At 72.8% G+C, this 13,772-nt stretch carries 10 protein-coding genes; 4 read left to right on the top strand and 6 right to left on the bottom strand.

The window, feature by feature from the left end:
- The first annotated feature begins 43 nt into the window (after positions 1–43).
- Positions 44–1,618: an MFS transporter gene (locus BCAV_RS17160; RefSeq protein ID WP_015883887.1), complete on the top strand. Its 1,575-nt coding sequence runs from the start codon at positions 44–46 to the stop codon at positions 1,616–1,618.
- Between the two features lie 15 nt (positions 1,619–1,633).
- Here BCAV_RS17160 and BCAV_RS17155 read toward each other — a convergent pair whose 3' ends face one another.
- The gene (locus BCAV_RS17155; protein WP_015883886.1) at positions 1,634–2,170 is read right to left on the bottom strand and encodes a TetR/AcrR family transcriptional regulator; all 537 of its coding nucleotides are present in this window, start codon (positions 2,168–2,170) and stop codon (positions 1,634–1,636) included.
- Positions 2,171–2,280: 110 nt separating this feature from the next.
- Between BCAV_RS17155 and BCAV_RS17150 the strand changes: the two genes are divergently transcribed.
- The 3 genes from BCAV_RS17150 to BCAV_RS17140 all read left to right on the top strand — a co-directional run bounded on the left by BCAV_RS17150 (position 2,281) and on the right by BCAV_RS17140 (position 7,155).
- On the top strand, positions 2,281–3,867 hold the full coding sequence (locus BCAV_RS17150; protein WP_015883885.1) for an MFS transporter: 1,587 nt from the start codon (positions 2,281–2,283) through the stop codon (positions 3,865–3,867).
- A gap of 4 nt (positions 3,868–3,871) precedes the next feature.
- The gene (locus BCAV_RS17145; protein WP_015883884.1) at positions 3,872–4,453 is read left to right on the top strand and encodes an O-acetyl-ADP-ribose deacetylase; all 582 of its coding nucleotides are present in this window, start codon (positions 3,872–3,874) and stop codon (positions 4,451–4,453) included.
- 170 nt (positions 4,454–4,623) lie between these two features.
- Positions 4,624–7,155, top strand: coding sequence for an ATP-dependent Clp protease ATP-binding subunit (locus BCAV_RS17140; RefSeq protein WP_015883883.1), 2,532 nt, complete (start codon positions 4,624–4,626; stop codon positions 7,153–7,155).
- Between the two features lie 160 nt (positions 7,156–7,315).
- Here the strand turns inward: BCAV_RS17140 and BCAV_RS17135 are convergent, their stop codons facing one another.
- From BCAV_RS17135 to BCAV_RS17115, 5 genes are read right to left on the bottom strand one after another with little or no spacing between them, the layout of a single operon-like run.
- Positions 7,316–8,932 (bottom strand): dipeptide ABC transporter ATP-binding protein, encoded by a 1,617-nt coding sequence (locus BCAV_RS17135; RefSeq protein ID WP_015883882.1) that lies wholly within the window; start codon positions 8,930–8,932, stop codon positions 7,316–7,318.
- Positions 8,932–9,867 carry an ABC transporter permease gene (locus BCAV_RS17130; protein ID WP_015883881.1) on the bottom strand — a complete coding sequence of 312 codons (936 nt, stop codon included), beginning with the start codon at positions 9,865–9,867 and terminating at the stop codon, positions 8,932–8,934. Before BCAV_RS17130 ends, BCAV_RS17135 begins: the two co-directional genes overlap by 1 nt.
- Positions 9,864–10,859 carry an ABC transporter permease gene (locus BCAV_RS17125; RefSeq protein ID WP_015883880.1) on the bottom strand — a complete coding sequence of 332 codons (996 nt, stop codon included), beginning with the start codon at positions 10,857–10,859 and terminating at the stop codon, positions 9,864–9,866. The genes BCAV_RS17130 and BCAV_RS17125 overlap by 4 nt, the downstream gene beginning before the upstream one ends.
- A 10-nt stretch (positions 10,860–10,869) precedes the next feature.
- On the bottom strand, positions 10,870–12,573 hold the full coding sequence (locus tag BCAV_RS17120) for an ABC transporter substrate-binding protein (RefSeq protein WP_015883879.1): 1,704 nt from the start codon (positions 12,571–12,573) through the stop codon (positions 10,870–10,872).
- Positions 12,574–12,631: 58 nt separating this feature from the next.
- Complete coding sequence (locus BCAV_RS17115; RefSeq protein ID WP_015883878.1) at positions 12,632–13,648, bottom strand: LacI family DNA-binding transcriptional regulator; 1,017 nt, start codon at positions 13,646–13,648, stop codon at positions 12,632–12,634.
- Positions 13,649–13,772: the final 124 nt, after the last annotated feature.

Below are 13,772 nucleotides of genomic sequence, written 5' to 3'. Positions count from 1 at the left end.
ACCGGTCCGACTCCGGTCGCCAGGAGAACCTCGGGGGCACGCCATGCCCGTCGCCACCACGGCCGACGGTGCCGCGCCGGCGTCGATGCGACCGGGCGCCGTCGTCGTCGGACGCCGCCCCGCGGGACGGGCCGCCGGTCGCGGTGCCGCGCCCGCCGCCCCGCGGCCGTGGGCGGCGCTCGCGGTGCTCGTCCTGCCCGTGCTCGCCGTCAGCCTCGACGGCGCGCTCCTCACGTTCGCGCTGCCGCAGCTGAGCCGTGACCTCGCGCCGTCCGCCGCCCAGCTCGTGTGGATCACCGACGCCTACCCGATGGTGCTGGCGGCGCTCCTCGTGCCGATGGGGGCCGTGGGCGACCGCATCGGCCGACGCCGGCTCCTCGTGCTCGGGTGCGCCGGGTTCGCGGTCGTCACCCTCGCAGCGGCGACGGCGTCCGACCCCGTCCACCTCATCGTCGCCCGAGCGCTGCTCGGGGTGTGCGGCGCCACGCTCATGCCGGCCTCCCTCGCGCTCCTGCGCGCGACGTTCCCGGACGCCGGGCGCCGTCGGGCCGCCGTCGCCGCATGGGCGGCGACGTTCGCCGTGGGCGCCGGCGCCGCGCCGTTCGTGGGCGCCGCCGTGCTGGACGTCGCGGGCGGAGGCGCGGTGCGCGCGCTCGCCGCCCCGCTGGCCCTGGGCGTGGTGCTCGCCGCGCCCCGCCTGGTCGCCGAGTCCCGGAGCGAGCGGCCCGGGGCGCTCGACGGGTGGAGCGTCGTCTGCGTCGTCGTGGCGCTCGCGGCGCTGGTCCACGGCGCGACGTCGCTCGCCGCGGGCGGGCCGGACGGCGTCGCGACGGTCGCCGTCGCGCTCGGGGCGGGCGCGCTGTTCGTGCGCCGCCAGCTCCGCCTGCCTCGGCCGCTGCTCGACCTGCGTCTCCTGCGCTGCCCGGCCCTCGGGGCGTCGGTCGGCGTCAACCTGCTGAGCCAGGCGGCGTTCGTCGGCCTGGCGCTGTGGACGTCGCAGTACCTGCAGCTCGTGCTCGGGCTGACGCCCGCGGAGGCTGCCCGCGGCCTGGTGGCGGGACCGGCCGGCGCCGTCGTCGCCGGGCTGCTCGTCGTGCCGCTCGCGCGGCGCCTCCCGCTGCGCGTCCTCCTGCCGGGAGCGTTGCTCGTCTCGGGTGCGGGGTACGCCCTCACGACGGCGGGCGTCGCGTCGGCGGCGAGTGTCGCCGTCATCCTCGCGTGCGTGGGGTTCGGCGCCGGCCTCGCCGAGGCGCTGACCGGCGACGCCGTCCTCGGCGCGGTGCCGCCGTCGCGCGCCGGGGCGGCGGCGTCCATGGCGGAGACGGCGTTCGAGCTCGGGGCTGCGCTCGGGGTCGCGGTGCTGGGCAGCGTGCTCGCGGCGTGCTACCGGGCGCGACTCGTGGTGCCGGGCGCGCTGCCGGCCGGTGACGCGGACGCGGCCGCGCGCACGCTCGGCGGCGCGTCGGGCGTGGCTCACCGGAACCCGGAGCTGGGCGACGAGCTGATGGTCTCCGCGCGGGAGGCGTTCGCCTCGGGCGTCCAGGCGACGTCCGCCGTCTGCCTCGTGCTCACGCTCGTGGCGGCGGTGGGTGCCGGCGTGATGCTCCGGCGCAGGTGAGAGCGCGGCGACGGCTCAGGCGTCGGGACCGTCGCCGGCGGCCGGCACGAGTGCGATGACGCGCTCCACGACCGCGGAGTCGAGCGGCTCGCTGTCGGCGCCGAGCAGGGCGTGCAGGTAGAGCCCGTCGCCGACGAGCTGGACGAGGCGGGCGAGCACGGGGTCGCTCACCTGGTCGGCGATCACCCCGGCCCACGCGTCGATGGACGCGGTGAGCGCCGCCGCGGCGTCGACCTCGCGGACCCCGATGAGCCGGGTGGCGGCGAGGAGGGTCCGGGTGAAGCCGTCGTCGGCGACGCGTGAGCTCTCGAGGAAGCCGGCGACCGCACCGCGGGGGGCGGCGCGCAGGGCCGCGAAGTCCTGCTCGCCGACGTCGTTCAGGCGGTCGAGCAGCCCCGTGAAGAGGTCGCGCTTGCTGCCGAAGTGGTAGAGCAGCCCGCCCTTGGAGACCCCGGCCTCCGCGGCTACCGCCTCGAGGGTCGTCGACCCGGGCCCGGACTCGATGAGCAGCGTCTCGACGGCGTCGAGCAGGCGGTCCCGTGTGTCGCGCATGTCACGAGCCTAGGGCACTGTACCGGCTGGACGGTTGAGTGCTACTGTACCGGGCGGACGGTACAGAGAACCCGTGTGGCACGGCGGGTACGAGCAGACGGAGCAGAGCCATGAGTCAGGTCGCGTCGACGAGCCTCGCGACGAGCACGCCGGCGCACGCGGACGCGCGCGGCGGTGGCGCCCCGCCCCGCGCCGGGCGCCGGGAGTGGCTGGCTCTCGCCGTCCTCATGCTCCCCGTGCTGCTCGTGAGCATCGACAACACGGTGCTCTCGTTCGCGCTGCCGCAGATCAGCCAGGACCTCGGACCGAGCGCCACGCAGCTCCTGTGGATCGTCGACATCTACGCGCTGCTCCTCGCCGGTCTCCTGGTGACGATGGGCACGCTCGGCGACCGGGTCGGCCGCCGCCTGCTGCTGCTCGTCGGGGCCGCCGGCTTCGGCCTCGTGAGCGTGTACGCCGCGTTCGCCACCGACGCCGGGCAGCTCATCGTCGCGCGGGCGCTGCTCGGGGTGTTCGGTGCGACGCTCATGCCCTCGACCCTCGCCCTGCTGCGCTCGACGTTCCTCGACGCCGGTCAGCGTCGCCTCGCCATCGCCGTCTGGGCGGCCGCGTTCTCGGGCGGCTCGGCGCTCGGCCCCGTGGTGGGTGGATGGCTGCTCGAGCACTTCTGGTGGGGCTCGGTCTTCCTCATCAACGTGCCGGTGCTCGCCGTGCTGCTCGTGACGGCGCCGTTGCTCCTGCGTGAGTCGCGCGGCACGCGCGCCGGCCGGTTCGACCTCGTGAGCGTCGCGCTGTCGATCCTCGCGATGCTCCCGCTCGTGTTCGGCATCAAGACGATCGTGCACGACGGCGTCACGGGCGTCGGGATCGGGGCGCTCGCCGTCGCGATCGCCTCCGGGGTGCTGTTCGTCCGGCGGCAGCTCCGCCGCGACGAGCCGCTGCTCGACGTCCGCCTGTTCACGCGCGGCGTGTTCACGGCGTCGGTGCTGGCGAACCTGCTCGCGGTCTTCGCGCTCGCCGGCCTGGTGTTCTACGTGTCGCAGTACCTGCAGCTCGTCCTCGGCCTCGAGCCCATGGACGCCGGGCTGCGGCTGGTCCCGGGCGCGCTGGCCGCGATCGCGATGGGTCTGCTCGCCGTCGTCCTCGCGCGGCACGCGCCCTTGTACGTGCTCGTGCCGGCCGGCCTGCTGCTGTCGGCGGCCGGGTACGCTCTGGCCACGACGCTGACGTCGACGTCGGAGGCCACGATCGTCGTCGTGTTCGCGCTCGTGGGCGCGGGGGCCGGGCTCGCCGAGACGCTCACGAACGACGCGATCCTCGCGTCGGTGCCCACCGAGCGGGCCGGGGCGGCGTCGGCGATCTCGGAGACCGCGTACGAGCTCGGGGCGGCCACGGGGGTCGCGGTGCTGGGCAGCGTCCTCTCCGCGACGTACCGCGGCGCGCTCGACCTGCCGGCCGGGCTGAGTGCCGAGCAGGCGACGACGGCGACCGAGACGCTCGGCGGGGCCGTCGCCGTCGCGGGCGAGGTGCCCTTCGGCGAGGCGGTGCTCGACGCGGCGCGGGAGGCGTTCTCGCGCGGGGTCGACCTCACGTCGGCCATCGGCGCCGTGATCCTCGTCGGGGCGGCGATCGTCACGGCGATCCTGCTGCGGCGGGCCACCCGGACGGGCGGCCGGGCCGTCGCCGGGGCACGATGAGGGGATGAGCCCCGGGACGGTCGTGCGACGAGAGGCAGTGCTCGGCGACATCACCGCCCAGGACGTGGACGTCGTCGTCAACGCCGCGAACCCCTCGCTGCTCGGCGGCGGGGGCGTCGACGGCGCGATCCACCGGGCGGCCGGGCCGAGCCTGCTCGCCGAGTGCCAGGACCTGCGGCGTACCGTGCTGCCGCGCGGGCTGAGCGTCGGCGACGCCGTCGCCACCGGCGCCGGCAACCTCCCCGCGCTATGGGTGGTGCACACGGTCGGTCCGAACGCCCACGTCGGCCAGCGCGACCCGGCGCTCCTGGCCTCGTGCTTCACGCGCAGCCTCGACGTCGCGGGCGGGCTCGGCGCCCGCTCCGTCGCGTTCCCGGCCGTCAGCGCCGGAGTCTTCGGGTGGGACGTGGACGTGGTCGCGCGCATCGCCGTCGACTCCGTCGACACGTGGCTCGACGGTGCCGACCCGGCGGCGAGCGCGCTCGAGCTCGTGCGGTTCGTGCTGTTCTCGGCGGCGGCGCTCGCGGCGTTCGAGGCCGCGTTGGGCATCGTGCGCGACGACGACGACGAGCGCAGCGCCGGCTGAGCCGCCCGGCGGCGACACGCGGGCGTTCACCAGATCGTGACGTTGCGATATCACGCCACGGGCGAACACGGGCATCACGCAGCCCTCGGCACGGTTAGCCTGGATGAACGCAGCCGCTGCCGGGTCCGTCGTCGTCGGAACCCGGCCAGAGCCGCCCTGAGAGGTGCACCATGTTCGAGAGGTTCACGGACCGAGCCCGCCGGGTCGTCGTCCTCGCCCAAGAAGAGGCGAGGCTCCTCAACCACAACTACATCGGGACCGAGCACATCCTCCTGGGCCTCATCCACGAGGGCGAGGGGGTCGCCGCCAAGGCGCTGGAGTCGCTCGGCATCTCGCTCGACATCGTCCGCCAGCAGGTCATCGAGATCATCGGCGAGGGCCAGCAGGCCCCGACCGGGCACATCCCGTTCACGCCGCGCGCCAAGAAGGTGCTCGAGCTCTCGCTGCGCGAGGCGCTCCAGCTCGGCCACAACTACATCGGCACCGAGCACATCCTCCTGGGTCTCATCCGGGAGGGCGAGGGAGTCGCGGCGCAGGTGCTCGGCAAGCTCGGCGCCGACCTGAACCGCGTCCGCCAGCAGGTGCTGCAGCTGGTCCAGGGCTACCAGGGCAAGGAGCCCGTGGCAGCCGGCGGTCCCACCGAGGGTCAGCCCTCGGGCTCGGCCGTGCTCGACCAGTTCGGCCGCAACCTCACGCAGGCTGCGCGCGAGGGCAAGCTCGACCCGGTCATCGGGCGCGAGACGGAGACCGAGCGGGTCATGCAGGTCCTGTCCCGCCGCACGAAGAACAACCCCGTGCTCGTCGGCGAGCCCGGCGTCGGCAAGACCGCCGTCGTCGAGGGCCTCGCGCAGGACATCGTCCGCGGCGACGTGCCCGAGACGCTCAAGGACAAGCAGCTGTACACGCTCGACCTCGGCGCGCTCGTCGCGGGGTCGCGCTACCGCGGTGACTTCGAGGAGCGCCTGAAGAAGGTGCTCAAGGAGATCCGCACGCGCGGCGACATCATCCTGTTCATCGACGAGATCCACACGCTCGTCGGGGCGGGCGCCGCGGAGGGCGCGATCGACGCCGCGAGCATCCTCAAGCCGATGCTGGCGCGTGGCGAGCTGCAGACGATCGGCGCGACGACGCTCGACGAGTACCGCAAGTACGTCGAGAAGGACCCGGCGCTCGAGCGTCGGTTCCAGCCGATCACCGTCAACGAGCCGAGCCTCACGCACGCCATCGACATCCTCAAGGGCGTGCGCGACCGGTACGAGGCGCACCACCGCGTCTCGATCACCGACGCCGCGCTCGTCGCGGCGGCCACGCTCGCCGACCGGTACGTCAACGACCGCTACCTGCCCGACAAGGCGATCGACCTCATCGACGAGGCGGGCGCGCGCCTGCGCATCCGCCGGATGACGGCCCCGCCGGAGCTGCGCGAGCTCGACGACCAGATCGCCGAGACGCGCCGCTCGAAGGAGTCGGCGATCGACGACCAGGACTTCGAGCGCGCCGCCCGTCTGCGCGACGAGGAGAAGCAGCTGACGAACCGCCGTCTCGACCGCGAGAAGGCGTGGAAGTCGGGTGACCTCGACGCCGTCGCGGAGGTCGACGAGGAGCTGATCGCCGAGGTGCTCGCCGCCTCGACGGGCATCCCCGTGTTCAAGCTGACCGAGGAGGAGTCCTCGCGGCTGCTGCGCATGGAGGACGAGCTGCACAAGCGGATCGTCGGCCAGGAGGCGGCCGTCAAGGCGCTGTCGCAGGCCATCCGCCGCACGCGGGCCGGCCTCAAGGACCCGAAGCGCCCGGGTGGGTCGTTCATCTTCGCCGGCCCGACCGGCGTCGGAAAGACGCTGCTCGCGCGGACGCTCGCGGAGTTCCTGTTCGGCGACGAGGACGCGCTCATCCAGCTCGACATGAGCGAGTTCTCCGAGAAGCACACGGTCTCGCGGCTGTTCGGCTCCCCGCCCGGCTACGTCGGGTACGAGGAGGGCGGCCAGCTCACGGAGAAGGTGCGGCGCCGTCCGTTCTCGGTGGTGCTGTTCGACGAGGTGGAGAAGGCCCACGCGGACATCTTCAACTCGCTGCTGCAGATCCTCGAGGACGGTCGCCTGACGGACAGCCAGGGCCGCGTCGTCGACTTCAAGAACACCGTGATCATCATGACCACGAACCTCGGCACGCGGGACATCGCCAAGGGGCTCCAGACGGGGTTCCAGGCCGGCGGTGACCTGTCGACGAGCTACGAGCGCATGAAGGCCAAGGTGAACGACGAGCTCAAGCAGCACTTCCGGCCGGAGTTCCTCAACCGCGTGGACGACGTGATCGTCTTCCCGACGCTCTCGCAGGAGGAGATCTTCGCGATCGTCGACTTCGAGATCGCGAAGGTGGACAAGCGCCTGGCCGACAAGGACATGGCGATCGAGATCACGCCCGCCGCGAAGGCCCTGCTCGCCGAGAAGGGCTACGACCCGGTGCTCGGGGCACGGCCCCTGCGCCGCGCGATCCAGCGGGAGATCGAGGACCAGCTGTCCGAGAAGATCCTGTTCGGGGAGCTCAAGGCCGGCCAGAAGGTCACGGTCGACGCCGTCGGCGAAGGCCTGCTGGGCGAGTTCACGTTCGTCGGTTCGCCGCGGTCGGCGGACGCCGAGCCGGTCGCCGTCGGCGCCGGTCCCGGTGGCACGGTGACCGACGCGGAGCTGCCGCGGCTCGACTGAGCCCCGCACGCACGGTGCGAGAACGGGCCCGGATCCTCGCTCGAGGATCCGGGCCCGTTCGCGAACGCGCGCCCGAGTGCGGGGCGTGCGTCCGAGTGCGGTGCGCACCGCTCCGCACTCGGACGCTGACCCCGCACTCGGCGTCCGCCAGCCGGAGCCGTCAGCCGGCGTCGGCGTACGGGTCCGGGATCGCCGCGAGCAGCTCCCGCGTGTACGGGTGCTCGGGTTGCTCGACCACCCGCGCCGTCGGCCCGTGCTCGACGACGGCGCCCTCGGACAGGACGACGACGTCGTCGGCCAGCGCGCGAGCGGACAGCAGGTCGTGGGTGATGTACAGCATCGCCAGCTCGCGTTCCGCGACGAGCGAGGCGAGGAGCGCGAGGATCTCGGCGCGGATCGACACGTCGAGCATCGAGACGGGCTCGTCGGCCACGAGGATCGCCGGGTCCGGCGCGAGCGCCCGGGCGATCACCACGCGCTGGCGCTGCCCGCCGGACAGCTGGTGGGGCAGGCGCTCGAGGTAGTGCGCCGTCGGCGTGAGCCCGACCTGCTCGAGCAGGGCCGCGGCGCGGTCGCGGACGTCCGCACGTGTGGCCCCGCCGAAGTTCAGCAGGGGGCGCGCGAGCGCGGCCCCCACCGGTACCGTGGGGTTGAGCGAGGCGAAGGGGTCCTGGAACACCATCTGGACGTGGCGCCGGTAGTCGCGCAGCCCCGCCCGGCGCAGCGCATCGACCTGGACGTCGCCGAACAGCACCCGGCCGCTGTCCGGCCGCTCGACGCCGAGCACCATGCGCGCGATCGTCGACTTGCCCGACCCGCTCTGCCCGACCAGGGCCGTGACCTTCCCCGAGCGCAGCTCGAGCGAGACGCCGTCGAGAGCCTGGACCGCCGTCCGGTTGCGGCCGCGCCCGGTGACGTACCGGCGCCGCACGTCCTCGACGCGCAGCACGACCTCCGGCTCGACGGCGTCCGCGGCCCGGTGGGGGACCGGGGTGCGGGTCGCTGCGTACGACGCCAGGAGCGACTGCGTGTACGGGTGCGCAGGGCGGAGCAGCACGTCGGCAGCCGCGGCGTCCTCGACGATCTCGCCCTCGGTCATCACGAGCATCCGGTCGGCCATCTCGAGGACGGCGCCGATGTCGTGCGTGACGAACAGGACGGCGAAGCCCAGGTCGGCCTGCAGGGCGCGCAGCCGGTCGAGGATCCGCCGCTGCACGAGCACGTCGAGCCCGGTGGTCGGCTCGTCCAGCAGCACGAAGCGGGGCCGGAGCGCGAGCGCCAGCGCGAGCGAGACGCGCTGCCGCATCCCGCCGGACAGCTCGTGCGCGTACGACGTGAGCGTCCGTTCGTCGAGCGACACCATCGCCAACGCCTCGACGGCGCGCCGGCGGAGGTCGGCGGGGGAGAGCCGCTCGTCGTGCGCGCGGAACGTGTCCTCGAACTGCGCCGCGACGGTGATGACCGGGTTCAGCGAGTTCATGCTCGACTGGAACACCGTCGACAGGTCGACCCAGCGCAGCCGGCGCAGCTCCTCGGGGTCGAGGTCGGCGAGATCCTGCCCGTCGAACCGGACCGACCCGGCCGTGCGCCGGGCCGGCTTGTCGAGCAGCTGGAGGATCGCGTTGCCGAGCGTGGACTTGCCCGACCCGGACTCGCCGACCAGGCCGACGAACTCACCCTGGTCGACGACGAGGCTGACGTCGCGCACGGCGTCCACCGGGACGCCGTCGCGCGGGGCGTACGTGACCGACAGGTGGTCGACCTCGAGGAGCGCCATCAGTCCTCCCTCAGGTGCGGGTTGCTCAGCGCGTCGACGCCGAAGTTGATGAGCGTGAAGCTGCAGATGAGCAGCGCCAGCGCGAGCCCCGGCGCGCCGAGCCACGCCCACTGGCCGGTGATGAGCGCGCCGCCCACGTTCGCCTGGTTGAGCATCGTGCCCCAGCTGGTCGTGCGCGGGTCGCCGAGCCCGAGGAACGCCAGCCCCGCCTCGCCGCCGATCGCGCCGAGGGCCGCACCCATGAACCCGACGACGACGAGCGACGTCATGTTCGGCAGGATCTCCCGCCAGATGATCCGCGCCGTCGAGTCGCCGGCGAGCCGGGCCGCCGTCACGTAGTCCCGGGTGCGCAGGGTGATGACCTGGGACCGCTTGATCCGGGCGCCGTACGCCCAGCCGGTGATCGAGATGACCCCGATGATGAGCCACAGCCCGCGGACCGGTGAGTACGCGGCGAGCATGACGATGAGCGGCAGCACGGGGACGACGAGCGCCAGGTTGGTCGCGAAGCTCAGCACCTCGTCGACGAGCCCCTGCCGGTACCCGGCGGTGAGGCCGACGGCGAGCGAGATCACCGTGGAGATCGCCCCCGCGACGATGCCGACGAGGAGCGACGTCCGGGCGCCGTAGACGAGCTGGCTGAAGATGTCCTCACCGCGGTTCGTCGTGCCCAGCCAGTACGTGCCGCTCGGGTCGGCGCTGATGTCGCCGGTCGCCTCCCGCGGCCCGTACGGCGCGATCACGGGAGCGAACAGCGCGACCAGGCAGAACGCGAGCACCATGAGGAGCCCGACGCGGCACTTCTTGTTCCGCCAGAGGATGACGGCCCAGCCGGGGACCCACGAGTGCCGGCCCGCGTCGGCGAACGCGACGTCGACGCGCGCCTCGTCCTCCGGTGGCGGCGGCTGGACCTCGGTCGTGAGGTTGGCGGTCATGTCGCGACCTCCCGTCGGACGCGTGGATCGAGGACGCCGTACAGGAAGTCGGCCATGAGGTTGCCGAGGAGCACGCCCGTCGTCGTGAGCAGGAACAGCGCCTGGAGCAGCGGGTAGTCCCGGTTGTTCACCGACTCCAGCAGCAGGCGGCCCAGCCCGGGGTAGTTGAAGATCGTCTCCACGAGGAGGGTGCCGCCGAGCAGGCCCCCGAGCGCCAGGGCGAACCCCGTGACGCTCGGCAGGATCGCGATCCGGCCCCCGTAGGTGAGCGCGATGCGCCGGTCCCGGAGCCCGCGGGCGCGGGCGAACCGCGTGTGGTCCTCGCCGAGCATCTGCACCATGTTGTTGCGCATCGCGAGGATCCAGCCGAGCGGCCCCGTGATGAGCAGCGACAGGGCCGGCAGCACGGAGTGCTGGAACGCGTCCGAGATGAACGTCCAGTTCCAGCCGGGGGTGGATCCCGGCCCGTAGCCGCCGCTCTCCGGGAACCACTGCAGCTGGAACGCGAAGACGTAGATGAGCATGAGCGCGATCCAGAAGAACGGCAGCGTCGAGAGGAACGTCGACCCGAGCGTCAGCACCGAGTCCACGCGCGTGCCGCGGCGGTAGGCCGCCCACGTGCCGAGCAGCGTGCCGACGACGAACGAGATGATCGTCGTCGTCCCGACGAGCACGAGCGTCCACGGCAACGCCTGCGAGATGACCTCGGTCACGGAGTACGGGAAGTACGTGTACGACGGCCCGAAGTCGCCTCGCACCACCGCGCCGAGGTAGTCGAGGTACTGCTGGACGATGCCCTCGCCCTCGATGCCGAGCATGAGGCGCACCGCCTGGACCTGTTGCGGGTCCAGGGCGGTGCCCTCACCGGTCAGCCGTTGCACGAGCGCCTCGGCGGGGTCGCCCGGCTGCAGGCGGGGGATGACGAAGTTCAGCGTCACCGCCGCCCACAGCGTGGCGAGGAAGAACCCCAGCCGGCGCAGGAAGTACAGCACGGCCGCTCCCTCAGTCGCCGGTCGAGGCCGGGCGCAGGTTCTGCAGGACGAGCAGCATGTTGCTGGGCTTGGCGTACGGGTCGTCCTCGCTCGGCCAGCCGACGGCGTTCCGGGTGGAGTACTGGAACCAGTTGGCGCCGTACCAGAGCTGGATGTACGGCATCTCCTCGACCATGATCTCGGTCAGGCCGGCGACGGCGGCGCGCTGGTCCTCGGGATCCGTGGCCACGCGCAGCTCCTCCAGCAGGGCGTCCGTCTCCTCGTCGACCCAGCGGACCTCGTTCGTGACCGGCTGGCCGCTCGGCGTCGTCTCCTCGCCGATCGGCGCCGTCGACGCGCTGCCCAGCGGCTCCGCGAAGTTGCGCAGCATGTGGCACGAGCCGCCGCGCACGCCGAACGTCATCTCGTAGTTCCCGCGGAGCCGGTCCTGCGTGACGACCTCCGGCGTCGGCGTCTGGACGTCGACGCCGATGCCCACCTCGGCGAGGTTGTCGCGGATGACCTCCGCGGCGATCACCCAGTCGTTCCAGCCGCCGGGGACGATGAGCTCGAACGTCATCGGCTGACCGTCGGCGTCGAGGCGGCGGCCCTGCGAGTCGGTGGTGTAGCCGGCGGCGTCGAGGTCCGCGGCGGCGCTGTCGACGTCGAAGCCGACGTACGCGCCGTCGGCGTACTGCTCGGGCAGCCAGTCCGACTGGCCGGGCAGCACCAGCCCGGTCTGGCTCGCGGCGTCGACGTAGCCCTGCTGGGCGCGCTCGATGATCTCGTCGCGGTTGATCGCCTGGGCGATCGCCTGCCGGAACGCGACGTCGTCGAACGGCGCCATCTCGAGGTTCAGGTACAGCGAGATCGGCGAGCCGGCGGGGAACCAGTAGTGGTTGTTCTCCGGGTCCTCGGCCACGTAGACCTCGTCGATGTTCGGGATGAACATCGCGTTCATGTCGTAGTCGCCCCGGATGAGCTTGAGCTGGTCGACCTGCCCGCCGTCGTCGGCCTTGGAGAACCGGATCTCCTGCACCCGGATCTCGTCGGCGTTCCAGTGGTCGGGGTTGCGCTCGATGACGAGCTGCTGCCCGTTGAACGACTGGACGGTCATCGGGCCCGTGCCGACCGGCGCCTCGGAGTTCGTGAACGTCACCGGGTCCTCGACCGCCGACCAGATGTGCTCCGGCACGATCTTCACGACGGCGATCTGCGTGAAGAACGCGAGACCGGGCTCGGTGAACGTCATCCGGACGGTGCCGTCGTCGGAGGCGACGACGTCCTCCAGCACGCGCCACACGCCCTGCTCGTCGAGGGCGGGGTACTCCTTGAGCATCTGGAACGTGAACACGACGTCCTCGGCGTCGAACGCCTCGCCGTCGTTCCACGTCACGCCGTCACGCATCGTGAGGTCGACCGTGCGGTCGTCGACCCACTCGTACTCCGTCGCGAGCCAGGGGACCTCCTCGCACGTGTAGTCGTTGATGACGAACAGCGTCTCGTAGACGTAGTCGACGGCCGACAGCCGCGTGGTCGGCGTGTACGGGTTGTAGTTCGCCTGCGGGTTCGCCCCGCCGCCGAAGCCGCCGAAGTTGAGATACGGGACCATGCCCTCCTCGGCGGTGGTCGCGTCGTCCTGGCCCTCGGTGCCGGTGCAGGCGGCCAGGCCGACGACGGCGGCCACCGTCATCGCGGCGATCGCACGTCTGCCCCATCTGCGTGCACTGCTCATCTCGAGACACCTCCTCGTGTCGGGTGCGCCGGGCTCGGCGCGTCCGGTGGTGCGCCGGCTACGCCGGTGCGGGTGCGGCCGGTGGGCAGCCGCAGCTCGTGCGGATCACGAGCGAGCTGGGGAGCACGGTCTCGCCGGGGACGTCCCGTCCCTCGACGAGATCGAGCAGGAGCCGTGCCGACGTCTCCGCGAGCTCGCGGAGCGGTCGGGCGACGGTGGTGAGGGCGGGCCGGACGACGGAGCTCATCGGCACGTCGTCGATCCCGACGACGACGACGTCCTCGGGCACGCGGACACCGCGGCCGAGGGCGCCCATGAGGAAGCCGAGGGCCGTCTCGTCGTTGGCGCAGACGACGCCGTCGATGCGCCGGTGCTCGGGCGCGAGCACCGCGTCGGCGGCGAGCAGCCCGTCGTCGAACGCGAGGCCGAGGTCGAGGGGTTCCCGGACCGGGACCAGGCCGTGCCGCTCGTGCGCGGCGCGGAAGCCGTCCCACCGGGCGGCGACGTCGGGCGGCCCGTCCGGGTCGCCGAAGAACACGAGGTCCCGCAGGCCGTGGTCGGTGATGAGGTGCTCGACGAGGTCGAGCACCGGTGCATGGTCGGTGCGGACCGATGTGTGGCGCTCGTCCGGGGTGGCGCCGAGGACGACGAGCGGCATGAGCTCGGCCAGCTCGTCGACGACCTCGGACGGCAGGGTGCCGGCGTGCACGGCGATGCCGTCGACGTGGTCGGCGAGGGCCCGCACGTCGGCGTCGGCGCTGCGGAGCAGGTGCGTGCCGACGACGTGGACGCTCGCCCGGGCCTCGAGCGCGACGGCCTCGAAGCCCTGGATGAGCTCGGCGAAGTACGGACCGGACAGGCCGGGGAACACGATCCCGACGGCTTCGTGGCGCCGGCGCGAGAGCGCGCGGCCGAACGACGAGGGGCGGTAGCCGTGCGTCTCGATCGCCGACAGCACACGTTCGCGCATCTCGGGCGAGACCTGTCCGACCCCGCGGTAGACGCGCGACACGGTGGCCGTCGAGACGCCGGCGAGCCGAGCGATCTCGCGGACTCCGGGACGTTCCGGCGACATCGTCGTCTCCTTCCGCGGCTCGCTGTAACCGGTTACAGTTGCGGGCGACACTGTGGCACACGTGTGGCCCCCCTCACAACCACCCACCCCCGACGCGCGCCTCGACCGGCGTCGCCGAACGGCA

Source organism: Beutenbergia cavernae DSM 12333 (assembly GCF_000023105.1).
GTDB classification, from domain to species: domain Bacteria; phylum Actinomycetota; class Actinomycetes; order Actinomycetales; family Beutenbergiaceae; genus Beutenbergia; species Beutenbergia cavernae.
This window is presented reverse-complemented; position numbering and strand designations above follow the sequence as displayed.

Excerpts from the sequence above, each read along its gene's own strand:
- BCAV_RS17140 (WP_015883883.1), top strand. The coding sequence starts at position 4,624 with ATGTTCGAGAGGTTCACGGACCGAGCCCGCCGGGTCGTCGTCCTCGCC.
- BCAV_RS17155 (WP_015883886.1), bottom strand. The coding sequence starts at position 2,170 with ATGCGCGACACACGGGACCGCCTGCTCGACGCCGTCGAGACGCTGCTC.
- BCAV_RS17130 (WP_015883881.1), bottom strand. The coding sequence starts at position 9,867 with ATGACCGCCAACCTCACGACCGAGGTCCAGCCGCCGCCACCGGAGGAC.
- BCAV_RS17150 (WP_015883885.1), top strand. The coding sequence starts at position 2,281 with ATGAGTCAGGTCGCGTCGACGAGCCTCGCGACGAGCACGCCGGCGCAC.
- BCAV_RS17120 (WP_015883879.1), bottom strand. The coding sequence starts at position 12,573 with ATGAGCAGTGCACGCAGATGGGGCAGACGTGCGATCGCCGCGATGACG.
- BCAV_RS17115 (WP_015883878.1), bottom strand. The coding sequence starts at position 13,648 with ATGTCGCCGGAACGTCCCGGAGTCCGCGAGATCGCTCGGCTCGCCGGC.
- BCAV_RS17135 (WP_015883882.1), bottom strand. The coding sequence starts at position 8,932 with ATGGCGCTCCTCGAGGTCGACCACCTGTCGGTCACGTACGCCCCGCGC.
- BCAV_RS17160 (WP_015883887.1), top strand. The coding sequence starts at position 44 with ATGCCCGTCGCCACCACGGCCGACGGTGCCGCGCCGGCGTCGATGCGA.
- BCAV_RS17145 (WP_015883884.1), top strand. The coding sequence starts at position 3,872 with ATGAGCCCCGGGACGGTCGTGCGACGAGAGGCAGTGCTCGGCGACATC.